The following is a 23511-nucleotide window of genomic DNA, read 5'->3' as shown; positions in this document are numbered from 1 at the left end:
GATTCGGCAGGGGAACAAGTGGGAGTTGTGACGCTCACGCTATCGAGGAGTGTCAGGGGCTGTCCGTCGGATGCCCGAATTTCACCCGGACGGGAGTGTTTCGGAACGTGTGATGGACGGTTGGGGTGGGGATGGGGGCCTAGGTTCACTGAAGGGATGTACTACCCGGCTCCGTATGACTGTACGAGCCGGCTCGGTACGGACCGGCCATGCGACCTCGGTGACGAAGTGAGCGGCGTGATGCGGATCGTGATGCGGGACCTGGCAGGGACGGGGAAGGACTCGGGCTCCGGCCGGGGGTCCGGGGCGCGGGCACAGGGCGTGGTCCGGTGAGCGGCGGCAGGCGGCGCGCGCCCTCCCGCGGGATGCCCTCCCCCCGGACGCGGTCGGCGGTGGTCGCGGGCGGCGTCGTCGTGGCCGGGGCCGCCGCGCTCACCGTCGCGTTCTGGCCCTCCGGGGACAACGGCGAACCGACGGGAGCACAGGTGCCGTCCGGCGGTACGTCGGTGTCCGCGTCCGGCGCCTCTCCCACGGCGACCACAGCCTCTCCCTCGCCGGCCCGGACGTACCCCCTGTCCAAGACCCCGCGCACCATCCCCGCCGTACGCGAACACACTCCCGCCAGGGGACCCGGCTGGCGCCCGGCCACCGGCGGCCGTGTGGTCGTTTCCGACAGTGACCTCGCCGACGAGGGGCGGCTGCTCGCCGGCGAGCTGAAGCTGTCGTACGCGGGGGAGACGGAACCCCGCTCGGGCGACGTCGAGTTGGGTCTCGACGACGGAACCGCGGGCGCGGAGTCGTACACCCTGACGGTCAAGGGCGGCCGGGTCACCATCACCGCTCCCGCCGACGCGGGCGTCTTCTACGGCACGCGCACGCTCAAGCAGGAGGTGCACGGCGGCGGCACGGCGCCCGAGGGTGTCGTACGCGACCGGCCCGCGAAGCCGCAGCGCGGGCTGATGCTGGACATCGCGCGCAAGCACTTCACCGCGGACTGGATCAAGGACCGGGTCCGGGAACTGGGCGATCTGAAGTTCAACCAGCTCGGCCTGCACTTCTCCGACGACCAGGGCTTCCGCATCCAGTCCGACACGCATCCGGAGATCGTGTCGAAACAGCACCTCAGCAAGGCGCAGGTCCGCGAGATCCTCGAGCTGGCCGAGAGCCGGCACATCACCGTCGTGCCCGAGATCGACTCGCCCGGCCACCTGGGCGCCGTGCTCGCCGCGCACCCCGGCCTCCAGTTGCGCAACGCGCAGGGCGTCGTCTCGCAGGGCTCGATCGACATCTCCCAGCAGGCGTCCGCGGACCTGGTCGACGAGCTCCTGAACGAGTACGCCGCGCTCTTCCCCGGCGCCTACTGGCACATCGGCGGCGACGAGTACCGGGCGCTGACGGTCGCCAACCCCGCGGCCTCCTATCCGCAGCTGGTCGACGCCGCCGTGAAGGCCTACGGCTCGGGCGCGGGCATCGCCGACCTCGCGACCGGCTGGCTCAACGACCGTGCCGAGGTGACGCGCGGGCACGACCGGACACCGCGGGCCTGGAACGACGGGTTCTTCCCCGGGGGCCAGGTGCAGGCGGACGACGACCTGACGGTGGCGTACTGGACGGGCAAGGAGATCGGCGCGCGCAAGCCGGTCGAGTACCTCAGCGCCGGGCGCGAGCTGGTCAACTACAACGACGAGTACCTCTATTACGTCCTGGGCCAGCCGCAGACCTTCGTCTATCCGACCGGGCAGCGCATCTACGAGCAGTGGACCCCGCTGGTGGTGCGCGGGACGACGCCGGTTCCCGCGAAGTACGACGGGCAGATCCTCGGCGGGAGCTTCGCGGTGTGGTGCGATCTCTCCGACTCGCAGACCCAGGCCCAGGTGGCGGCGGGGATCCGGATGCCGTTGCGGGCCACGGTCCAGAAACTCTGGGATCCCGGCAAACCGGCGCTGTCCTGGGCGGACTTCAGGAAACTGGCGGACCGGCTGGGCTGAGACGCGCTGGACGCGTGAGCGGGGCGGACCGTATCTTCCGCATGCGTGTTCGTATGCCGGGCGTGCCTCCGGAGAGGGGCGGCGCCCGGCTTCTCATGTCCGGCGCCCGGCGACCGAGTCCGTCCTGTGGCGTCCGGCGTAGGTGCGCATCGTCCCTGCCCGCGTCCCTGATCGAAGGCCTCCATGACCTGTCAGCGCTGTCAGCGGTCCGCCGCGGCCACACCCGAGGGGCTGTGCTCCGCCTGCGCCGCCGCGCCCCACGGGCCTCCGGCTCCGGTGACGTCACCTCACGGTCCCGCGTGGCTGCGTTCGCCGGTCGGCCTCGGCACGGCCGTCGCCCTGCTGATCGGCCTGGTCATCGCCACCGACCTGTTCGCCGTCTGGGCGGACCTCAGGATGCGCGACGTGACGGCCTCCATCGCGGACGGCGACTACGGCGACGCCGTGCGGCGGGAGGCGGAAGACGTGGACGCGGTCTACCTCGCGGCGGGATACGCGCAGACGGTCTCCTTCCTCGCGGCCATCGTCGTCTACCTCGTCTGGTTCCACCGGACGAGGGTCAACGCGGAGGTGTTCAACCCCTTCGGGCACAGCATGGGACGCGGCTGGACGCTGTGGAGCTGGTTCGTGCCGGTCGTGAACCTGTGGTTCCCGCGCCGGATCATGCTGGACATATGGGACGCGAGCCGGCCGCTGGGCTCCCGCGGTTCGCACGGGCTCGTCAACGCCTGGTGGGCCCTGTGGATCCTCGCGTTGGTCGCCGACCGCTCCGCGTCCACCATGTACCGCGGCGCCGAGACGCCCGAGGTCATCCTGGCCGCCACGAACCAGGTCCTGCTCGCGGACGTCACCGACATCGCGGCCGGCGTGCTCGCGATCCTCGTCGTGCTGCGGCTGACCCGGATGCAGAACGAGAAGGCGCACCAGGGCCGGGCCCCTCTACCGGTCGCCGCCTGAGCGCGGGGTCAATTGCCCGATTAGGTAGCGAACTCCCTTAACCCTGTGGTGTATTCGGCGCGAGCCGAACCGAGACACCGGGGGGACCGGAATGGGCTACTGGGGGTACTACGTCGTGGGCCGGAGCGAGCGGCCCCTCGCGGAACTGGACGCGCTGAGCGGGGCGTCGGGCCTGGTTCCGCTGACCACGGGGCCCGACGGCTGGCAGGTGTGGGAGTACCCGAGCGGCGACGGGGACATCGGGAGTATGAACACGCTCTCCCAGGAGACCGGGGCGCCCGCGCTCTTCGGGTACGTCATGGACAGCGACTGCGTGGTCGTCGAGGCGGCCGCGCCGGAGAGCGGCGCGTGGACGACGTGCCTGGCGCGGACCGCGATGGTGCGGTACCTGGGGGACGGTGAGGAAGGGCTCAGCGTCGACGACTACTTCCTGGAACCGGCCGACGCCGCCACGCGGGCCGTCGCCTGGGCCGCGGAGGCCGGTCACACCGTCGTCGCCGAACCGCTGCTCCACGTACTGACCGCCGACCCCGACCCGTTGGCCGAAAACTTATTGTTCCGCTTCCTGGACCGGCTCGGTGTCGTACCCCTCTGACCTCCTGTGACACTCCTGACCTGTCGCACGCAGTAGGGGAAAGTGCGGCCTCCGTGAGAAACGGGCGCTCTAATGTGGTGTTCGCGGAGTTCGAGGAGTTCGAGGGAGGCACGGATGAGCCTGGTGGAACTGATCGCTCAGGCCGATGAGCGTGGTCTGGCGGCGAGCGGGCTGGCTTGTTTGGATCGGTGCGTTCCCTTGCTGGGCGGTGACGACGAAGTCCTGCGGCCCCTGTGGACGAGCCTGGTGGACGGCGAGGCATGGGGGGAGCGGGTCGCCAAGGCCCGGGCGGATCTGGGGGAGTTGGGGAATCCGGGGGAGCCGGCGGGCTCGGAGGAACTCGACCTCGGCTCCGGGTTCGGCCCCGGGGCGGACTTCGGGTTCGACTCCGGCACCTGGACCGACGCGGGCTCCGGCTCCGGTCCCTCGCCCGACGGCCGGGCAGCCCTCCTCGCCCGCCGGATGCTCGCCACGATTCCGGTCGAGCCCTCCGTCGACGCCCTGCGGGTGTGGGCCGACACGTGTTCCGTGGCGGCCCTGCGGATCCACCAGCTCCTCGACATCGGCGCCGACGGCACGTCCTCGGTGGCGTCCCGGCGCGAGGGCCGTACGGACGGCATGTCACCCCTCGTCGCCGCCGAACTGCGGCGCCAGATCGCCATCCTGGAGCTGCTCGCGGAGCGCGGCGAGGGCGGGCTGCGGCTGGTCCTCGGACAGTCCACGGAGGGGCGAAGGGTGCTGCGTGCCGTGGTGTCGCGACGGGCGCGGGGGAGGGCCTAGACCCGGAGGGTGCCCAGATCCCGCAGATCGGGTCGATTCGCCTCGGTCCGGCGGCGGACGGGCGGTAAACCCCTCGCCTGCGAGAGTCCTGTGCCTGTCCTGCGGGCTCGGTGCGGCGATCTCGCGCCGGTGTGGGGAAGTGCGCGGACCGGGGTGACGAATTCCGTTCGGAGGACGCTCTTCCGAGTGTGAACGCAATTCGAGCAACCCGGCCCCAAGCCGCGGCGAAGCCCATCCGCTGGGCGGCGGACGCGGTCGCGACGATGCGTGAGGGCGCCCGGCTGCGCCTGGACTACTCCGCACAGAGCCTGTGGCGTGTCGACCGGCTGATCGAGGAGATACGGCGGGAGGGGGCGCCCTACCCCGCCGTCGAGACGGTGTTGCGCGGCTTCGGGGCGTACGCCGGTGAGGTCGTCGCCCGGCGCACGGGCGCGGAGTGGTGGGTGACGGGCGGCGATCACTGGATCCGCACGCCCGACGGGCGGTTGTGGGACCCGATCGACGAGGCCCGCCGCTGCTACGTGGGCGACGGTTCACTGCGGCTGCTGTGTCGGGAGGCCACGGGATGAACTGCTGACCCGAAGAGCACGAAGACGCGAAGAGCACGAAGGCGCGAGAGGCGCGGAGACGCGAGAGGCGCGGAGACGCGAAAGGCGCGGAGACGCGAAAGGCCCGATGGTACGAAAGTGGCCGACGGGCCGCCGATGGCAACGGCCGGAGCCGCCACCCCCCACAGGAGAGGCCCCGGCCGTCGCGCGGCACGGGCCGCGCGGCGGCCCGTACTCTCTACAGCGCCGCGACAGCGTTTTCTGTCACACCTCACCGGGTCCCGACGTGGTTGCGGATTGTACGAACATGGACGGGGAACGGTTTCACGCCGTAACGTTCCTTTCGCGCCGGGCCGCGGGGGGCGAGGGACTACCGCAACCATCAGCGGTCCAGGGATCGCGACCATCAGGGAGTGCGGTGCTGGGGGACGACGCGGAGCTGACCGCCGCGGTGCTTGGGGCACAGGACGGGGACGAGACCGCGTTCCGGACTGTGTACCGCGCTGTGCACCCACGGTTGCTCGGATACGTACGGACGCTGGTCGGCGATCCGGACGCCGAAGACGTCACGTCCGAGGCCTGGTTGCAGATCGCCCGTGACCTGGAGCGGTTCAGCGGGGACGCCGACCGTTTCCGCGGCTGGGCCGCCCGCATCGCCCGCAACCGCGCCCTCGACCACATACGGATGCGCGGGCGCCGCCCCGCGATCGGCGGCGACGAGACGGAACTGACCGGCAGGCCCGGCGAGTCCGACACCGCGGGCGAGGCCATCGAGGCCCTGGCCACCGACCGGACCCTCCTGCTCATCGCCCAGCTCCCGCAGGACCAGGCGGAGGCCGTCGTGCTGCGCGTCGTCGTCGGCCTCGACGCCAAGACCGCGGCGGAGACCCTAGGCAAGCGTCCTGGTGCTGTGCGCACCGCGGCGCACCGCGGTCTGAAACGGCTCGCGGAGCTGCTCGGCGACGATCCGGAAGCCGCCGGCGCACTCGGCGTCGTACCCCCACAAAGAGAACCGCGCACGCGCGCGGTGACGTCCGCCGGTGTGACGCATACGCGTTCGCGGACGCAGAAGGACATGTGATGGCCGACGAGCGCTGTGTCTTCCCGGGGGACAATCCACGGCCCCCCGGCCGGTGGCTGGACCGCGAAGCCGCGGAGCGCCTGCTGAGCGGCGAACCCCTGGAAGCCGTCGACGAGGCCAACCGGAACCAGGTGGAGCGGCTCACCGGAGCACTCGCCGGGCTGGCCGTCGAACCCGTGCTCGGCAGTGGCGAACTCCCGGGCGAGGCAGCCGCGTTGGCCGCGTTCCGCAAGGTGCGCGCGGGCGCGGACGGCGATCTGTCGTCGCTGGGCCCGCGTGCCCGTCCACGCTCCGTCGCCCGCACCACCACGGCTTATTCCTCCGACGCCGGTCTCGTACGGCTGGGAAGCCCCGGTCCCGGCGGTCGCCGGGACCGCTGGAGCCGCCCCACGCGCCTCGGGCTCGCCGCGGCGCTGGCCGTCGGGATGCTCGGCGGGGTCGCCGTCGTCGCCGGAACCGGAGTGCTGCCGACTCCGTTCGGTGACGACAAGCCGGGGCCCGCCGCCTCGGTCACGGCCGCGGCGACCCCGGAACGGCCGCTCGGCTCCCCGTCGCCGGACACCGCGGGCGGTGCCGCTCCCGGGGCCGAGACACCCGAAGGCCCCACGAGCGGCTCGACCACCGGCGGCTCCTCGAAGGACGAGGCGGCCGGCAGTGCCGCGGACGGGCGGCAGGGCTCGGACGCCGCGGGCCGTACCCGTCAGTGGTGGAGCCAGACACGCTCGTCCTGCCGCGACGTCATCGCCGGCAAGCAGTTGGACGCCGGCCGCAGACGCGTTCTGGAGGCCGCCGCGGGAGGCCCCGGCCAGGGCCGGCTGAAGACGTACTGCGACGGAGTCCTGGACCGGAGGGGCGCCGACGACGGCTTCAACGACGCCAAGGACGGTGACAGCAGGGGCCTGGGCACCGACTCGCGCGGGGAGACCCGCACGGGGCGGGGCTCCGAACAGGACCAGGACTCGGAACCGGGAGCCGGAGGTGGTGACGACGACGGCGACCACATACTCCCGCTGCTCCCGGGCGGCAACGGCAACGGTGACGGTCGCGGCGACGACGGGCGAGGCCGTGACGGTCGCGGCGACGGCGACGGCCGTGGCGACGGTCGCGGTGACGGCGCCCGCGACAACGATGCCCTCGGCGGCGACGGCGGAGTCCTCACCGCGTCGCCGTCCTCGTCGGCCACCCTGGACCCGCGCCTGCCGGCCGCCGGTACGACGACCCCGGCCCCGAACCACACCAAAACCCTCTGAGCTGCGGTTTCGTACTGTTCCGGGTCTTCTCTGAGTTTCTCCCCGGCCCCGGGTGTGACATTTTCAGCCGTGGTGGCGCAGTAGTGAATGAGCCGACTGGTCATCGGCCCTCGCACCGAGCCGGGGTTCCCCCCGTACCCATGGCTCGGTGCACCTCGGCGCGGGCGGGACAGGTTCCCCCGGTCCCGCCCGCGCCGCCTCACCTCTCCGCACGGCACGAGTCACCAGTAGACGACGACCTTGTCGCCGTTGCGGACCTCCGCGAACAGCGCCGCGATCTTTCCCTCGTCCCGGACGTTGACGCAGCCGTGCGAGGCGCCGAAGTAGCCGCGGCCCGCGAAGTCCGAGGAGAAGTGCACCGCCTGGCCGCCGCTGAAGAACATGGCGTACGGCATCGGCGAGTCGTAGAGCGTCGACACGTGGTGGCGCGACTTGAAGTAGACGCTGAACACTCCTTCGCGGGTCGGCGTGTACTCCGAGCCGAACCGCACCTCCGTCGTCGTCACGGTCCGGCCGTCGATCATCCAGCGCAGCGTGCGGCTCGTCTTGCTGATGCACAGCACACGGCCCGTCATACAGCGCGAGTCGGGCTCCGCGGCCGGCTGCCCGCCGAACGCGTACAGCTCCCACTTGCCCGGCTCCTTCGTCATCTTCCGCAGCCGCTGCCAGGTGACCGTGTCGACCTTGCCGGTGGGCGGCAGGCCCCGCTTGCCCTGGAAGCCCTTCACGGCGCCGGCGGTGAGATCGTCGTACGACCCCGTCGGTCCGTCGAAGAGCCACGCGACCTGCCGCAGCCGGGCCTGCACCTCGCGCACCTCGATGCCCTCGTCGCCCTTGGACCAGAGGACCCGGGCCGCCGCGGCCGGGGCCTGCGAAGGGGTGCCGCTCGGTTTGGGGTCGTCCGGGTCGGCCGTGGGCCGGGCCTTGGGGGTGGAGCCCATCGTGCCGTCGATCCGCACGAGGGGCTGGCGTTTGCCGTCCGCGTCCACGGCCTGGGCCGTGCAGCCGCCGACCGCGGCCAGCGCCACCAGCGCGGCCAGCGACCGCCTCACGTGTCTCGTCCTTGGTGCTGTCGTCCGCATCGGACCCCCGTCCTGCCGTCGTGTGTCACCTGGGATGCTCCCCGCGTGTGCCCGGTGGCGAACTGGACCGCGTGGTGGGAGCGAAGCCCATCAAACAGGTAATGGCCGGCTTCGGCGGGAGACACAGCAATGGCGCGCGAATCAGAGTCCGGTCTGCCCATCGAACCGGTCTACGGGCCGGAGACTCCGGAGTGCTGGGATCCCGCCGAGAAGCTTGGTACACCGGGCGAGTACCCCTTCACGCGGGGGGTGTATCCATCGATGCACACGGGACGTCCGTGGACGATGCGTCAGTACGCCGGTTGCGGCACGGTCGTCGAGTCCAACGCGGCCCCCGAAAACCGAAGGCCCGGTGTCGTACCTTCGTGCGACACTCCACCCCATGCTTGGTGTCACAGACCTCCCCACCTACCTCGCGGGCCTGATCCTGATCGTCCTGCTCCCCGGGCCGAACTCCCTGTACGTCCTCTCCGTCGCCGCGCGCCGGGGCATACGCACCGGCTACACGGCCGCGGCGGGCGTCTGGTGCGGTGACACCGTGCTGATGACCCTCTCCGCGGCGGGAGTCGCCTCCCTGTTGCAGGCGAACGCGCTGCTGTTCGGGATCGTGAAGTACGCCGGTGCCGGGTATCTGACCTGGCTGGCGATCGGGATGCTGCGGGCCGCGTGGAGCATGTGGCGGACCCGGCGGGAGCGGACGGTGGCGGAGGCGCCCGGCGAACAGACCGCCGAGGAGCGCCCGTTCCGGCGGGCCCTGGTCATCAGCCTGTTCAACCCGAAGGCGATCCTGTTCTTCGTCGCCTTCTTCGTGCAGTTCGTGGACCCGGGGTACGCCTACCCCGCCCTGTCCTTCGTCGTCCTGGGCGCCTTCGCCCAACTGGCGAGCTTCCTCTACCTCTCCGCGCTGATCTTCAGCGGTACGAGGCTGGCGGCGGCCTTCCGCAGCCGCAAGCGTCTCTCCGCGGGGGCCACCACCGCGGCCGGCGCCCTCTTCCTCGGCTTCGCCGTGAAGCTGTCGCTGGCCGGCGTGTAGGGAGGTCGGGCTGTCGGTGGTGACGGCGAGCCGTGGGTGGTGACTTCGGCCTGCGTGTAGTCAGGCCACGCCCACCAGGCTCGCGTACTCCGCCAGCCCCTTCGTCGTCTCGCCCGCCCAGCCCACGTAACCGTCGGGCCGTACGAGGAAGATCCCCGTCCCGTACGCCTCGTACGCCGGAATCCGGACCGTGGGGGCGCCGGCGAGGTCGGGCAGGTCCTCGTCCGTGCCGACCGCGAGCAGGGTCCAGTGCGGTCCCCGGAACGCGTCGAAGAGGCGCACGCCGCCATGGACGCCGTCCGGTGCGCGGTCGCCGGCGCGCAGTGCCTCCTCGGGCAGGCCCTGGCGGGTCTCCACCGCGAGCGAGCAGCCCCGGTAGCCGAGGCCGAGCTGCCGGGTGGCCGCGCCGCGCCGGACCTCACCGCGGTGCACCTGGGTGGTCAGTCCGAGCATGTGCGCGGCGTTGGGCAGTCGCTCCTCCTCGTAGGAGTCGAGGAGGGACGGGTGCGCCGCGCCGCTCAGTACCGCGCCGAGCTTCCACCCGAGGTTGTGGGCGTCCTGGACGCTGGTGTTGAGGCCCTGTCCGCCCGCGGGCGAGTGGACGTGCGCGGCGTCGCCCGCGAGGAGGACGCGGCCCTCGCGGAACCGGTCGGCCATCGCCGCCCGCGGCCGGAAGTCCGAGGCCCAGCGCACCTCGGTCACGTCCTCGGGGGAGAGGTGCGAGCGGGTGGCGACGACCTTGCGGATGCCGTCGAGGGAGAGGTCGATGTCCGTGCCCTCCGCGAACTGGGCCGCCACCTGGAAGTCCGCCGTTCCCGCCAGCGGGCAGATCGCCATGAAGCCCTCCGTGTCGGTCGGCGGGAAGACATGCCAGTTGTCGCGGTCCAGGCCCGTGACGCGGACGTCGGCCACCAGCATCGGGTTCGGGTCCACCGTCTCGCCGGTCATGCCGATGCCGAGTGCGCGCCTGACGGTGCTGCGGCCTCCGTCGGCGGCGACGGCGTAGCGGGCGCGGAGCGGGGCGCCCGCGGCGAAGGCGGCCGTCACGCCGTCCGCGTCCTGGGTGATGCCGGCCAGTTCCCGGCCGAACGCCACCTCGCCGCCGAGCTCCGTCAGGCGGTCGAAGAGGATCCGCTGCGTCCGCCACTGCGGCAGCATCCACGGCTCGTGGTACGGCTCGGCCTCCGTCGCCTCCGCCGTGTCGAACATGCTGTGTTCGCCCTTGCGCCGCCCGTCCTGCCAGATCATCCCGACCGGGTAGGGGCCGCCCGCCGCGCGGACCGCGTCGAGCACGCCGAGGTCGTCGAAGACCTCCTGGGTGCGGGGCTGGAGGCCCTTGCCGCGCGAACCCGGGAAGAGCCCGTCGGCGCGCTCCATGACGAGGGAGCGCGTGCCGCGCCGGGCGAGGTCGAGGGCGAGCGCGAGTCCGGTGGGGCCTGCGCCGACGACGAGTACGTCGGTGTCGTACGTGTTCACGGTGAGCTCCTTAACGCTGTTAAGTTCCTTGCCCGGAGCGTGCCCTTAACGGCGTTAAACTGTCAAGCGTGGCTAGTCAGAGATCCCCCAAGCTGGACAAGAAGCAGGTCGTCGATACCGCCCTGCGGCTCCTCAACGAGGTCGGCCTCGACGGGCTCACGCTCCGGACGATCGCCAGGGAGCTGGACGTCCAGGCGCCCGCCCTCTACTGGCACTTCAAGAACAAGCAGGCGCTGCTGGACGAGATGGCGACGGAGATGTACCGCCGGATGGTCGCGGACGTGCCGTTCCCCGCGGGCATCAGCTGGCAGGAGCGGATTCTCGCGAGCCAGCGCGGGCTGCGCGCGGCGCTGCTCGGCTACCGCGACGGCGCCAAGGTGTTCAGCGGTTCCCGCTTCACCGGCGTCGAGCACGCCGTCGAGATGGAGGCGAACCTCCGTGCCCTGGTCGCGGCGGGCTTCAGCGTTCCCCAGGCCGTCCGCGCCACGACCACGGCCTTCCACTTCACCCTCGGCTTCGTCACCGAGGAACAGGGCGTCTCGCCGCTGCCGGGGGAGCGCCGCGAGGGCTACGACGTCGACGAGCGCGCCGCCCGCATGGCCGCCTTCCCCCTCGCGGCCGCCGCGGGCACCGAGCTCTTCCAGAACTACGCCGAGGGCTTCGAGGCGGGGCTGGACCTACTGATCGGCGGGATCGAGGCGCGGTACGGGATCGGGTGAGCGCGCCGCCTGGGCGGGGGCGGCGCGGGGAGCGGCCGGCTGTTTCGCGGACCGGAGACGGGCTTCGCCCCGCTCCGGCCGCTCAGCGGGGTGGAGCCGCTCGGTGCCCCGTCTGGTCCGCCGGCCGGGCTTGGGAGCCGCCCGGTCCTCCGGCGGGGCTGGAACGGGTCTGCGCTCCGCGTCGGCCGCCGGGCGGGGCGAGAACCGCCAGGGCGTTCCGCCCGGTTCTTGGGCGGGGCTGACAGCGGGTCTGTGCTCCGTTCCGACGGTTCGGCGGGGGCGGAGAAGCGCTGGAGCGTCCCGCCCGAACTCGCGGCAGGGTCCCGGAAACCGCTCAGTGCCCCGCCGGTCCTCCGGCGGGGCTGAAGCCGTTCGGCGTCGTCGGGCGTCTGGTGGCGCGCAGCCGCTCGGTGTCCGCGCGGTGCCTCTCCGATGTCCGGCGCGGCGCCTGCTTGGTGTCCCACGCGGCCTTCTGGGTGGCGCGGGAGCTGCTTGGCGTCCCGCCCGGCCGTCCGGTGGCGGGGAGGCCGCTCGGTGTCCCGCCGGCCCGCTGGGCGGCGCGGGCGGGGCTCAGTGGCCCGGTGCCGACTGGCGGCGCGGGAGTCGCTCGGCGGCCCGGTGACCGTCTCGCGGCGCGGGAGTCGCTCAGTGGGTCGGTGATCGTCTGGCGGCGTGGGTGGGGCTCAACGGCCCGGTGATCGTCTGGCGGCGCGGGCTCGGCGGATCGCGCGGGTGACGATCGGGGGGAGCAGGTCCAGGGCGAGGGTGCGGGCGCCGCTGCGGGTCGGGGCGGGTGTGCGTTGGGCGGCGGCGGGGGTGGTCGCGGGTGGCGGGTCCGCCGGGGGGACCGCGGCTTCGGGGCTCTCCGTGTAGTGCCGGGAGGGCGGGAAGGCCGGGGCGCGCATGCTCTTGGACTTGAGGCGGATGAGGCGGTGTCCGGCCGCCTGCTGAAGGCTGAGGTGGCAGTCCGTCCGCTCCCGGGCCATCGCCAGCAGCTCCTCCTGGACCGGCTCGGGATCGTCCCAGGTGCCGTAGAGCTTCTGGGAGCTCAGGCAGACCGGGTGCAGGCCCCTGCTGAGCATGGCCTCCCAGGTGGCCACCGCGACGCCGGGCGTGTGCTCCGAGCGGAAGTCGTCCAGGACGACGATCCCGCCGGGCAGCAGCGCGTCGCGGGCCGCCTCGATGTCCCCGTACACATGCTCGTACAGGTGCGAGGCGTCGATGTGGACGAACCGGCAGGAGCCGGGTTCGACCTCGCCCGGCACCAGCGAGCTGGGGCCCTGGAGGACGCGGGGCAGCTCGTCGTGGAAGGAGAGGTAGTTCCCCTCGAAGGCCTGCCGGGTGAGCGCGGCGTACGACTTCGTCGACTCCACCCGGTTGGCGTTGTCCGGGGCGTCGCCCTCGAAGAGATCGCAGACCGTGTACCGCTCGCCTTCCTGGAGGTGACGCCCCAGGAAGATCGCGCTCTTGCCCATGTAGACCCCGACCTCGAGCAGGTCGCCGCGCATGCCCGCGGACTCCTGCCGGTCCAGGCACCAGTCGAAGAGCACCTGGTCCAGGACGGGGAACCAGCCGGGTACGTCGTCGAGCCGATGGGGCGGGCGGATCGTGCCTTGGGTGGCAGTCATGAGGAAGGAAGCACTCCCTTGTGCGGCAGTCCCGGGAACCTGTCAGAAGCCTATGGGGGCAGACACGAACTCTGTTCGCGCCTGCCCGTAGGGAGGAACCCGAACTCGCGACAAGGTAAACGTCGGACCAAAGGGCCCTTTGTCGGGCTTTGGCGGATCTGTCGCCCGATCGTGCGATCAGGTCCGCGACTTGGCCAGCGCGGACCGCAGGCGGGGCGTCAACGGCTTCTCCACGAAACGGTTCATCAGCCAGGCCAGCAGCAGCATGGTCGCGACGGTGAGCAGGAAGGCGCCGTACGACGGGATGTGCAGGGTCTGGTGGTAGGCCTTTATGGCCACCCAGCCCAGGTGCTCGTGGACCAGGTAGAACGGGTACGTCAGGGCGCCCGCGACCGTCAGCCAGCGCCAGTTCGCCCAGTTCAGCCAGCCGAGCGCGATCGCCGCGACCGCCACGAAGCCGAGGGCGACGACGAGGACGATGCCGAACGTGGTGCGGTGGGCGAAGGCGTTCGGATCCGTCGCGTTCCACAGCTCGCGCACCGCGTAGTGCTGCCCGATCAGGAAGCTGACGATCACGATGCCCCAGGCGTAGACGTCGTGCCGGTCGCGGTGGACGAGGTAGAGGCCCACGCCGCCGATGAAGAACGGGGCGTACTCGGGCATCAGCACGATGTCCAGCAGCGGCATCTGCGCGCCCTGCGCGATCACGAAGGCCAGCGTCCAGCCCGCGCAGAACAGGATCACCCGCTGCCTGTTGGCCCCCGGCAGTACGACGAACAGGGCGAAAAGTGCGTAGAACCTGATTTCCGCCCAAAGGGTCCAGCAGACTCCCAGTACCCGGTTCACGCCCAGGGGTTGCTGGAGCATCGTCATGTTGACGAGTGCGTCACTCGGCGACACCGCGTGGTAGGCGACCACCGGCAGCGCGAACACCACGGTGACCAGGATGACCGCCGCCCAGTAGGCGGGCAGCAGTCGCGAGGCCCGGGACGCGAAGAACGACTTGAGCGGCCGGCCCCAGCCGCTCATGCAGATCACGAACCCGCTGATCACGAAGAAGACCTGGACGCCCAGGCAGCCGTAGGCGAAGTACTCGTGCAGGGTGGGGAACTGCCGCTCCGCGGAGCTGCCCCAGGCCCTGGTGACGTCACCCCCCCGACCGCCGTAGTGGTACGCCGCTACCATGAGGGCCGCGACCAGTCGCAGTCCGTCCAGGGCACGCAACCGGCTCTCCCGGGGCTTCGCCCGTTCCGGCGGCCTGGGTACGTCGGTCACCGGCCGGACGGTCATGCTGGTCACGAAAATCCCCTCGCGGGTGGTCCTGTGGGTGGGTTGTCACAGCACGTTAGTCCGAATCACAGACAAGGCATGGTTGACAGGCTAACCATTTTCCTGGGAGTTCCGATGAGTTCACCTGGAAGTCGTTTTAGCTTCCTAGTTTTTCTCATCATCACCCCACGCGCGCGCAAACGTGTGCAAGATCGTGCCATCGGCCGGTAAGCAGCAGTGAACACAGCATTTGCTTGGCAAATAATCAGGAGTGCCATGACGAGGGTCCAGAACAGACGGGCACGTGCGCGCGGGGGGGAGCTGGACGACTGCCTGCGCGCCTGCGCGGCGCACAGCGGGAAACTCGTCGGCAGCATCGACCGCCGCCGTATCGAGCTTGCCGAGCAGCTGAGGAAGCTGCTGGTGGCGTGGGGAATGTCCGCCACCAGCGCCCCGGCGCCGGCTCCGACGGGCGGCGGCGCCACCGCGCTGCTCAAGCGTGCCGTCAAGGGCGCGGCGACCCCCTCGACGGGGATCGACAACGCCCTGCTCGACGCCCTGCTCGCGGTCGCCAACAAGGCGATGGAGTGCGGCTACGACGACGAGCTGAACCTCGCCCTGGTGATCAGCGACACGGTCCTCGCCGAGCGCAAGAACTCGCGCGCCGGCTGGCGGCTGCGCGCCCGGCTGCTCGAGGCGCTCGGTGAGGAGACCGAGGCGCTGGAGGCCTACGAGCGCTACCTCGCGCTCACCACCGACGACGGGTTCGGCGTCGCCGCCCGGATCGGCGGCATGCGCGCTGCCGGGGACCGCGAGCGGGAACTCCTCGAGCTCCTCAAGCGCCAGGTCCCGCGCGCCCAGGACTTCACCGGTGACTCCGTCACCGAGGTGTGGGCCGAGGGCCTCGCCCGGCACGCCGCGGGCGACTGGGCCGGCGCCGAGCCGCGGCTGGTCGGCGCGCTCCTCACGCTCGCCGCCGACGACGCCCCGGTCGGCGACCGGCAGGACCTGCTCAGCCAGTACCTGGACCTGCGCACCGGCGTCTCCCACGGAGACCGGGCCGCACTCCCCGCCCTCACCGAGGTGCTCGCGCTCTACGCCGAGCAGCGCCGCATCCGGGCCCGCGGCCCGGTCGCCGACCCCACCATCGGGGGCGTGCAGTGGCTCACGCTCGGTGAGTTCCGGAACCAGATCGCCGGCAAGTCCATCTGTCTGATCGCCAACTCCGGCCGGGTCGGCGCGAGTTCGATGGGCGCCGAGATCGACGCGTACGACCTGGTGGTGCGCTTCAACTCGTACAAGATCGACGCGAAGAACACCGGCAGCCGTACCGACATCCACACCACGATCCACAAGCACGGCTTCAACTGGGACAAGCCGGTCACCACCCGGCTCGTCTTCGGCGGCATCTCCGGCGACTGGAAGTACTCGCTGCGCAACCGCCTGGTGCCCGGCGCGCAGGAGTACCTCGGCGACGAGACGCTGCGCTGGCCGCTGCGGAACATCGGGCAGATCGGCGCCGACCGCTGGTCGGGCATCCCGACCACCGGCTTCAACATGCTGTGGCTGCTGGACTTCCTGGACGTCAGCCCGACCCTCGACCTGATCGGCTTCGACTTCTACGAGAGCGGCGCCTACCGCGTCCCGGAAGCCATGAAGCTGGCCATCACGTCCGTGCACGAATACACCAGCGAGAAGGAATGGGTCATGCAGCGGGCTCAGAGCGTGACCGACATGAGGATATCCCTGCGATGACCACGACCTCCCTGACCGGGGCCGCCGCCACCGCGGTCCCGACCGCCGCGCACGACATCACAGGCAAGCGGCGCATCGCGTTCGCGAGCTTCGTCGACGAGAACTACCTGCCGGGCTTCCTCGTCCTGCTGCGCAGCCTCGCCCTGTCGAACCCGAGCGTCTGCGAGGACTTCGTCGTCCTGTACGACGACCTGCGCCCCGGCTCGATCGCCAAGATCCGCGACCTGCACCCGCGCATCGTGCTGCGCCGTGTCAACGCCGAGCACTACGAGTCGTACGCGAAGGGCGACCAGGACAACTACCTGGTCCGCAAGGCGTACTTCATCCTCGACATCTTCCGGCTGCGCGAGTACGACACGATCATCACGCTCGACACCGACATGGTCGTCCTCGGTGACCTGGGCGAACTCCTGAAGCTGCGCGAGGGCCTGGCGGCCGTGCCGCAGTTCTTCTACGGGCAGCACAAGCTCAACTCCGGGCTGCTGGTCATCCAGCGCGAGTACCTGAGCGACGAGTTCTGCGCGAAGATCGACGCCACCGGCCGCAGCGGCGACTACGAGCTCGACAAGCACGACCAGGGCATCCTCAACGCCGTCCTCGACGGCGAGTTCGTCCACCTCGACGCCCGCTACAACTTCGTCAAGCGGCGGCTCTCCGGCGACCTGCCGGTGCCCGAGGACGTCTCGATCCTGCACTTCACCGGGCGCCACAAGCCCTGGCAGGGCGGCGAGTCCGGGTACAGCCAGGCGGAGGAGCGCTGGCGCGAGTTCGAGCTCACCGACTCCGAGTTCCACAGCGCCTACCTGGAACGGCCGGGCGGCCTCCACCACGACCTGCTGGTCCACTTCGGCACCCCGCACGTCGCCCGCACCGGCGACCCGGAGCTCGCCCGCAAGGTCGCCGCGGCCCACATCGCCGCGGGTGACTACCAGAACGCCGTCGACGTCCTCGAAAGCGTGCGGGTCCCGCTCGACCAGGCCTGGGCGCACGAGACCCTCGGCCACGCCCTGATGAGCGTCTCCCGCTACGACGAGGCCAAGGCGGAGCTGCTGCTGGCCACCGCCGCCCCCAACCGGGCCGCCACCGCCTACTCCCGCCTCGCCCAGATGTCCTGGGTGCACGGCGACAACGCCGAGGCGCTGAAGTACGCCACGGCCGGCATCAGCGTCGACCCCACCCACCGCGCCAGCCGCATGTGGGTCACCCGCGCGACCAGCGTGCCCACCCAGGACCTCGGCCCCGCCGAGGACCAACTGGCGCACGTCGCCTTCTACATGGACCGCCAGGGCAACGCCGGCGACAAGCTGCTGCCGGAGAGCGTCCGGCTCGCCTTCGGGCCCGACACCACCTCCCGCCGCTGGCACTCGGTGCACGCGCACCGGCTGTTCGACGAGGCCGCCCTCAAGCGCGTCAACGCCCGCCGCGGCCTGGTCATCGGCGGTGGCGGTCTGTTCATCCCGGACACCATGCCCAACGGCAACAGCGCCTGGCAGTGGAACGTCCCGGACGACCTCCTCAACCGCATCGACGTACCGATCGCGGTCTTCGCCGTGGGCTTCAACGCCTTCGACGGACAGTCCTACCGCGCCGGACGGTTCCGCTCCTCGCTGCGCCAGCTCGTGGAGCGCTCCTCGTTCTTCGGCCTGCGCAACCACGGTTCCATCGCGAAGGTGCGGGCCATGCTGCCCGAGCACCTGCACGACAAGGTGCGCTTCCAGCCCTGTCCCACCACGGTCACCCGCCAGCTCGTCGACGGCTGGCAGGACCCGGCCAAGCGCGAGGACACCATCCTGATCAACGCGGCCTACGACCGCGCCGGTCTGCGCTTCGGGCACGACTACGCCTACTTCCTGGCGCAGATGGCGGAGGCGGTGCGCGGCCTCGGCAAGCTCGCCGAGGTGCAGTGCGCCGCGCACTCGCTGGACGACGAGAAGATCGCCTTCGACCTGCGCCGCGAGCACGGCATCTCGATGCCCGTCATTCCGATGTACAACTTCGACAACGACGAGATCCGCGACCTGTACGCCCGCACCAAGCTGGTCATCGGCATGCGCGGGCACGCCGGCATGATCCCGTTCGGCTGCGGTACGCCCATCATCAGCCTGATCTCGCACCCGAAGATGGCGTACTTCCTGAGCGACATCGAGCGGCCCGAGTGGGGCGTGTCCGTGCACGACCGGCACCTCGCCGCCAAGCTCGTGGAGCGCTCGCAGGGCCTGCTCGCCGACCACGCCGCGACCGTCGCGGACGTGCACGGCCGCCAGCAGGAGCTGTGGAAGGTGACCGAGGCGAACGCCGCGGATCTGCGCGTCATCCTGGGCGGCTGACCAGTGGCGACCGCCTTGGCCGACAACCTCGACGGCGCCACCCCAGCAGCACAGCCGAAGCGACCCGTCCGCCGGTCACCCCTGTGGTGGCCGGCGGTCGCGCTGCCCGCCGCGGTCGCCGTGGCGTACGTCGTGGTGCGCCGCCGGCTCACCGGCGACCTGGAGTACGTGCTCGGCGCGCTGCGGACGGGCCGGCAGGCCGGCTACTCGCCCTCGGAGGTCTTCACCCACCGGCCGTACTTCTACCGGTGGTTCATCGCGATCCTCGACAGACTCACCTTCGGCGGCACGACGGTGCACGAGGCGCTGATCGAGGCCGCCGGCGTACTGCTGGCGGCCGCTGCCGCCTTCGCCCTGTACGTGGCGCTGCTGCGCCAACTCACCGGCCGCGAGGCGGCCCTCAGCGCGGGCGCCGTCGGCCTCGCCCTGACACTGGCCCCCCGCAACGACTTCCTCCAGCCGGAGTGGGCGGCGGTCGTGCTGACGGTGCTGGCCCTCGCCGCCGCCCTCGGCCCCGAGAAGCCGTGGCGCGGGGCGCTGCTGGCCGCGCTGCCCCTGGCACTCGCGGTGATGATGAAGTACTCCACCGCCGCCTCCGCCGCGATCGGCGTGCTCCTCGTGTACGCCGTCGACCGGGGCCGGGCCGTGCGGCTCGCCCTGATCGCGGTGCCCGGCGCGGTGGCCCTGTTCGCGCTGAGTGTCCTCGCCGGGTCCCACGAGTGGCAGTGGACCAAGGACATGCCGCAGCTCAACGCGTCGGCGATCGGCCGCACCGGCATCCACCCGGGATTCATCCTCGACCGGTCCGTGGAGTTCCTCGCCGACCGGTCCGTGGAGAGCCCGGTGCTCCTCCTGCTGCCCGGCGCGCTGCTGCTGGTGCTGTGCCGGGTACGCGGGCGCCGCCGCAGGACCGAACTGACCCTGGTCGCCCTGACCATCGGCGGCGCCGCCCAGGCGGTCGTGGCCGTGCAGGGCAACTGGTTCATGTACCACGGCGCCCAGATGCCCGTACTCGCCGCCGCGCTGTGGGGCCTCGCCGTGGGCGGCGCCCGCCGCTCCCCGCCATGGTTCTTCGGTGCCGTGTCACTGCTCTACGGCGGGCTGCCGGTGCTCTACGCCAAGCTGCCGGAAGACCTCCAACGGCCGTACGTCGTCGGGCTCGCGGGCCTGGCAGCACTGCTCGCCGCTGTCCTGGACGCCTGGCTGGAGGCCCGGGTGCGGGCCCGTGCTCAGTCGCCGGGCGGGCGCGCGACGGCTCCGAGGATCTCGCGCGGGGTCCTGCCGGCCGTGCTGGCCGCCCTGGCCGGCGTGGTGTGCCTGGCCGCGAGCAGCTGGCCCGGCTCACCGCACCTGGTGCAGTTCGGCGAGGTCCTGGCGACGAACTCCGGGTACCTGAGGTCCCTGGAGGACTCGGAGAAGGACGCGGACCGGATCCGTGCCGAGCTTCCCGCCGACGCCCCGGTGCTCTACCTCGCCTTCGGCGACGCCGCGTACTTCGTCGGCCACCCGGCCCAGTGCCGCTACCCGATCGCCACGTTCCTCCAGCGCACCCGCTTCCTCGCGGACGTCACGGAGCTGAAGTCGTTCCAGGAGAACGCCGACTGCGTCGATCACGACCCGGCCCCCTACGCGGTCCTGGACCGGGGCTGGTTCCGGCCCGGCAAGGTCGATCCGGCACTGGCGCGGCGCATCTCCGCCGTGTACGACTGCCCGACCCTGAAGGAGAGCGGCGACGTCCAGTTCGTCCTGTGCGACCGCAGGAACGGCACGTGACAGGACGCCCGGCCCATCAGACGGGGCCCCGGCCGGAACACCGGCCGGGGCCCCATCGGTTCGAGGCGGTCGCCCCGTCGGCTCAGCGCAGTCCGAGCGAGGCCGTGACCTTGCGGGTCAGCTCCACCGAGTAGCTCTGCCCCCGGTCCTGCGGGTAGATCTGCGCCATCGTCACCAGCTTGACCCGGCTCATCGGTGTCTCGTGGGGCGGGATCAGCGAGCGGTACTCGGGGGTCACCACCGGCTGGGCGAACCCGGCCTTCGAGAAGTGCCAGTCCTTGATCCAGGACTCGTCGAAGTCCGGGTTGATCCGCCGCAGGTAGGGCACGAACGCCTTCAGCAACTCGGCCGGCTCCGTGGTGAACCGCCAGTCCTCGCGCTCCACGTAGTTGCCCACGTAGAGGATGTGCCGGCCGCCGTAGACCGACGGGTCGATCATCCGGGTGTGCTCGACCACCGCGAGGAACGGGAAGTCCGGCTCGTTGATGTTGAGCCAGTAGTACGGGATCACACTGCGGTCCAGTTCGAGGACGAAGCAGGTCGCGCCGAGGTACTGGTTCTTCCACACGGCGTCGTCGGCGGGCAGCCCGGCCGCCTTGGCGAAGGCGGGCTGCGGAGTGGTCACGATCAGCTGCTCGAACTCGTAGCTGGAACCGTCCGCGCAGGTCACCGCCACGGGCGCCTCGGCCCCTTCCTGCCGGATCGTCTCGACCGCCTTGCCGAACTCGACCTTCCCGCCGCGCTCCTCGACGCCGTCCCGCAGCGCCGCGTACACGCGCTCGAACCCACCGTCCACGTAACCGAGTTCGAAGGTGCGGCAGTGGATACGGGCCCACAGCCAGGCCATTGACACCTGCTCGGCGCGGTCGCCGAACTTGCCGCGCAGCAGCGGCTCCCAGATCGACGCGGTCGCCCGGCGGCCCGCCCAGCGGCGCAGCCAGGACAGCGCGGTCAGGTCGTTGAACCGCTCACCCCCGCGTACCGCCTTGAGCAGTGCCGACGAGGCGGCGAACCGCACCGCGTCGACCGGGGAGAACTCCGGGAAGCGCAGCATGTCGACCGGGCTGGTGAAGTTGATCAACTTCCCGCCGCGGAAGATGGCCGTGGTCGGCCTGTGGAAGCGCAGCGCCGCACCGAGGCCCAGCTCCTCGATCAGGGCGATCATGGCCTTGTCGCTGCGGAATATGTGGTGGTAGTAGCGCTCCAGCGGGACGCCGCCCACCTCCAGCGACGCGGCGAGACCGCCGATCTCGCCGGCCGACTCCAGGACGGTGACCTGGTGGCCGGCGCGTACGGCGTCCCAGGCGGCCGTGAGACCGCTGGCACCCGCGCCGATGATGCCGAGGTTCATGCGAAGCTCCACTTTTTGTTGAGCGCGAACTGAAGCGCCAGGACCAGCGGGAGGGAGCCGACCTTGACGAGGTTGGCGTCGATCCCCAGTGCGTCGGTGAAGACGAGGAAGAGCAGGTTCGTCAGGGCGATCCCGGTCAGCCCGACGGCGTAGAAGCGCAGGAAGCGCACGACGATCCGGTCGCGCCGCTCGAAGGTGAACAGCGCGTTGAGGACGAAGTTGTTGGCGATGCCGAGGGTGGTGCTGATCGCGTTGGCGAACTGCTCGTCCATCCCCGCGAGGTTGTGCAGCAGCAGGAAGACCACGAGGTCGAGCGCGAGGCCGCTGCCGCCGATGAGGCTGTAGCGCAGCAGTTGGCGCAGGGTCGCCGCGCGGCCGTCCGGGGCGGTGCTGTCGGTCACCGTGGGCGTGGGCGTGGGCGAGGTCGTCGGTGTCGGCGTGGACGAGGTCGTGGAGGTGGTGTCAGAGGCCACGGCGACCGTCCCGCTCGTCGGCGTGCCCGCCCGCGCCGGGACCGTTCCGTCCGTCGGCACGACCACCGGCACCGGGATCGCCGGTTTCGTCGGCGCGCCCGCCGATCACCTCGCGCACCAGGTACAGCGGTCGGCCCTGGGCCTCGCTGTAGATTCGCCCTATGTAGCTGCCCAGCACGCCGAGCGACAGCATCTGGGTGCCGCCCAGGAACAGCACGACGACCATCAGCATCGTCCAGCCGGAGACGGTGATCTCGGGCCGGAGGAACTTCATGGCCAGCGTGTAGACGATGCCGATCAGCGACAGGACGAGCACCACGAAGCCGAGGCGGGTGATCATCTTCAGCGGCGTCGTGGAGAAGCTGGTCATCCCGTCGGTCGCGAGGCGGACCATCTTGCGCAGCGGGTACTTCGTCTCGCCCGCGAACCGCTCGTCGCGGTCGAAGGCGACCGTGGTCTGCCGGTAGCCCATCGAGGCGACGATGCCGCGCACGAAGCGGCTGCGCTCGCGGTAGCGGCGCAGCTCGCCGGCGACCCGCCCGTCGAGCAGCCGGAAGTCCCCGGTGTCCAGCGGGATGTCCACCTCGGTGCTGGAGCGCAGGACCCGGTAGTAGAGGTGCGCGGTGGCCCGCTTGAAGGCGGTGTCCTGCCGGCTGCGTCGGCGCGCGTGCACGATCTCGGCGCCCTCGCGCCAGGCGTCGACCAGTTCGAGGCTGACCCGCGGCGGGTCCTGGAGGTCGGTGTCCATGACGATCACCGCGTCGCCCCGGGCGAGGTCGAGCCCCGCGGTGATGGCCACCTGGTGCCCGAAGTTGCGGGCGAAGTCGACCACTTGGACCCGTTCGTCGTTCCTCGACAGGACCTTGAGGATGGCGAGCGAGCGGTCCGCGGAACCGTCGTTGACGTACAGCAGCTCGAAGTCGAGCTCCGGGCGGCTCTCGATCGCGGCGATCAGCTCGGTGTGGAAGGCCGCGATGCCGTCCTCTTCGTTGTAGACCGGCAGGACGTACGAGATCAGCGGCCTCTTCGCCGGTTCGGGATCCGGCTCCACGGGCGGGAGTTCGAGATCCGGCTGCACGGCAGGCAGCGCGACGGAACCAGGAGCGGGGGCGGATGGACGTATGTCCTGCTGGGTCATGTCCGCGCGCCCACGAAGCCGAACGAGCCGGTGAAAGAAGCTGTTTGACGCATTTGAGGAAGCTATGGAGGCATTGTTAACCAAGAGTGAACGGACTGGGTCCGTGGGTTGTCTTCCGAGTCTCCCTTCGTAAATGCCGGCCGGGCGGCTGATCGTGGACGGGCGGCGGCACGCCAGGGGCGGGGGGGTGCCCGGGGGGGGGCCCCCCCCCGGGCCCCCCCCCCCCCCCCCCCCCGGGGCGCGCCCCCCCCCCCCCCGCCGTCCCCCCCAGACCGCGGGCCCGGCGGG

19 protein-coding genes and 1 pseudogene are annotated in these 23511 nt (G+C 71.2%); 13 read left to right on the top strand and 7 right to left on the bottom strand.

Annotated elements, in window-relative coordinates; translation table 11 throughout:
* Positions 1-365: 365 nt before the first annotated feature.
* The 7 genes from ACIBLC_RS26920 to ACIBLC_RS26890 all read left to right on the top strand — a co-directional run bounded on the left by ACIBLC_RS26920 (position 366) and on the right by ACIBLC_RS26890 (position 7199).
* A complete protein-coding gene (locus ACIBLC_RS26920; protein ID WP_399213774.1) occupies positions 366-1988 on the top strand; it encodes a glycoside hydrolase family 20 protein in 1623 nt (540 codons plus the stop codon).
* A 276-nt stretch (positions 1989-2264) separates the two neighbouring features.
* Positions 2265-2945: a DUF4328 domain-containing protein gene (locus tag ACIBLC_RS26915; protein WP_399213773.1), complete on the top strand. Its 681-nt coding sequence runs from the start codon at positions 2265-2267 to the stop codon at positions 2943-2945.
* A 91-nt stretch (positions 2946-3036) separates the two neighbouring features.
* Complete coding sequence (locus ACIBLC_RS26910; RefSeq protein ID WP_399213771.1) at positions 3037-3540, top strand: hypothetical protein; 504 nt, start codon at positions 3037-3039, stop codon at positions 3538-3540.
* A 114-nt stretch (positions 3541-3654) separates the two neighbouring features.
* The gene (locus tag ACIBLC_RS26905) at positions 3655-4320 is read left to right on the top strand and encodes a hypothetical protein (protein ID WP_399213770.1); all 666 of its coding nucleotides are present in this window, start codon (positions 3655-3657) and stop codon (positions 4318-4320) included.
* Between the two features lie 188 nt (positions 4321-4508).
* The gene (locus ACIBLC_RS26900; RefSeq protein ID WP_399213769.1) at positions 4509-4889 is read left to right on the top strand and encodes a hypothetical protein; all 381 of its coding nucleotides are present in this window, start codon (positions 4509-4511) and stop codon (positions 4887-4889) included.
* 397 nt (positions 4890-5286) lie between these two features.
* Positions 5287-5949 carry an RNA polymerase sigma factor gene (locus tag ACIBLC_RS26895; protein WP_399213768.1) on the top strand — a complete coding sequence of 221 codons (663 nt, stop codon included), beginning with the start codon at positions 5287-5289 and terminating at the stop codon, positions 5947-5949.
* Positions 5949-7199 (top strand): hypothetical protein, encoded by a 1251-nt coding sequence (locus ACIBLC_RS26890; RefSeq protein WP_399213767.1) that lies wholly within the window; start codon positions 5949-5951, stop codon positions 7197-7199. Before ACIBLC_RS26895 ends, ACIBLC_RS26890 begins: the two co-directional genes overlap by 1 nt.
* Before the next feature lie 221 nt (positions 7200-7420).
* Here ACIBLC_RS26890 and ACIBLC_RS26885 read toward each other — a convergent pair whose 3' ends face one another.
* Positions 7421-8281, bottom strand: coding sequence for a L,D-transpeptidase family protein (locus ACIBLC_RS26885; RefSeq protein ID WP_399213766.1), 861 nt, complete (start codon positions 8279-8281; stop codon positions 7421-7423).
* A 129-nt stretch (positions 8282-8410) separates the two neighbouring features.
* Between ACIBLC_RS26885 and ACIBLC_RS26880 the strand changes: the two are divergent.
* Together ACIBLC_RS26880 and leuE are read left to right on the top strand one after the other, a co-directional pair.
* Positions 8411-8611: pseudogene (locus ACIBLC_RS26880) on the top strand (methylmalonyl-CoA mutase family protein); the annotation flags it as partial.
* A gap of 52 nt (positions 8612-8663) precedes the next feature.
* Complete coding sequence (leuE, locus tag ACIBLC_RS26875) at positions 8664-9314, top strand: leucine efflux protein LeuE (RefSeq protein ID WP_399213765.1); 651 nt, start codon at positions 8664-8666, stop codon at positions 9312-9314.
* Positions 9315-9374: 60 nt separating this feature from the next.
* Here the strand turns inward: leuE and ACIBLC_RS26870 are convergent, their stop codons facing one another.
* On the bottom strand, positions 9375-10790 hold the full coding sequence (locus tag ACIBLC_RS26870) for an FAD-dependent oxidoreductase (protein WP_399213764.1): 1416 nt from the start codon (positions 10788-10790) through the stop codon (positions 9375-9377).
* A 68-nt stretch (positions 10791-10858) separates the two neighbouring features.
* Between ACIBLC_RS26870 and ACIBLC_RS26865 the strand changes: the two genes are divergently transcribed.
* Entirely contained in the window at positions 10859-11509 is a 651-nt protein-coding gene (locus ACIBLC_RS26865; RefSeq protein WP_399213762.1) for a TetR/AcrR family transcriptional regulator C-terminal domain-containing protein, read from the top strand.
* Positions 11510-12192: 683 nt separating this feature from the next.
* Here ACIBLC_RS26865 and ACIBLC_RS26860 read toward each other — a convergent pair.
* Together ACIBLC_RS26860 and ACIBLC_RS26855 are read right to left on the bottom strand one after the other, a co-directional pair.
* On the bottom strand, positions 12193-13137 hold the full coding sequence (locus tag ACIBLC_RS26860; protein WP_399213761.1) for a class I SAM-dependent methyltransferase: 945 nt from the start codon (positions 13135-13137) through the stop codon (positions 12193-12195).
* A gap of 177 nt (positions 13138-13314) precedes the next feature.
* Positions 13315-14427, bottom strand: coding sequence for an acyltransferase family protein (locus ACIBLC_RS26855; protein ID WP_399213916.1), 1113 nt, complete (start codon positions 14425-14427; stop codon positions 13315-13317).
* 255 nt (positions 14428-14682) lie between these two features.
* Here ACIBLC_RS26855 and ACIBLC_RS26850 point away from each other — a divergent pair, with 255 nt between their 5' ends.
* Genes ACIBLC_RS26850 through ACIBLC_RS26840 form a run of 3 tightly spaced genes read left to right on the top strand, consistent with a single transcriptional unit; the run spans position 14683 to position 20261 of the window.
* A complete protein-coding gene (locus tag ACIBLC_RS26850; RefSeq protein ID WP_399213760.1) occupies positions 14683-16161 on the top strand; it encodes a glycosyltransferase family 29 protein in 1479 nt (492 codons plus the stop codon).
* Positions 16158-18488: a glycosyltransferase gene (locus ACIBLC_RS26845; RefSeq protein ID WP_399213758.1), complete on the top strand. Its 2331-nt coding sequence runs from the start codon at positions 16158-16160 to the stop codon at positions 18486-18488. Before ACIBLC_RS26850 ends, ACIBLC_RS26845 begins: the two co-directional genes overlap by 4 nt.
* Positions 18489-18491: 3 nt before the next feature.
* Complete coding sequence (locus ACIBLC_RS26840; protein ID WP_399213757.1) at positions 18492-20261, top strand: hypothetical protein; 1770 nt, start codon at positions 18492-18494, stop codon at positions 20259-20261.
* A gap of 82 nt (positions 20262-20343) precedes the next feature.
* Here ACIBLC_RS26840 and ACIBLC_RS26835 read toward each other — a convergent pair whose 3' ends face one another.
* From ACIBLC_RS26835 to ACIBLC_RS26825, 3 genes are read right to left on the bottom strand one after another with little or no spacing between them, the layout of a single operon-like run.
* A complete protein-coding gene (locus ACIBLC_RS26835) occupies positions 20344-21612 on the bottom strand; it encodes an NAD(P)/FAD-dependent oxidoreductase (RefSeq protein WP_399213756.1) in 1269 nt (422 codons plus the stop codon).
* Complete coding sequence (locus ACIBLC_RS26830; RefSeq protein ID WP_399213755.1) at positions 21609-22085, bottom strand: GtrA family protein; 477 nt, start codon at positions 22083-22085, stop codon at positions 21609-21611. Before ACIBLC_RS26830 ends, ACIBLC_RS26835 begins: the two co-directional genes overlap by 4 nt.
* Entirely contained in the window at positions 22075-23223 is a 1149-nt protein-coding gene (locus tag ACIBLC_RS26825) for a glycosyltransferase family 2 protein (protein ID WP_399213754.1), read from the bottom strand. The genes ACIBLC_RS26830 and ACIBLC_RS26825 overlap by 11 nt, the downstream gene beginning before the upstream one ends.
* Between the last annotated feature and the right edge of the window lie 288 nt (positions 23224-23511).

It is taken from the genome of Streptomyces sp. NPDC050535 (assembly GCF_044457665.1).
In the GTDB taxonomy this organism is placed as follows: domain Bacteria; phylum Actinomycetota; class Actinomycetes; order Streptomycetales; family Streptomycetaceae; genus Streptomyces.
This window is presented reverse-complemented; position numbering and strand designations above follow the sequence as displayed.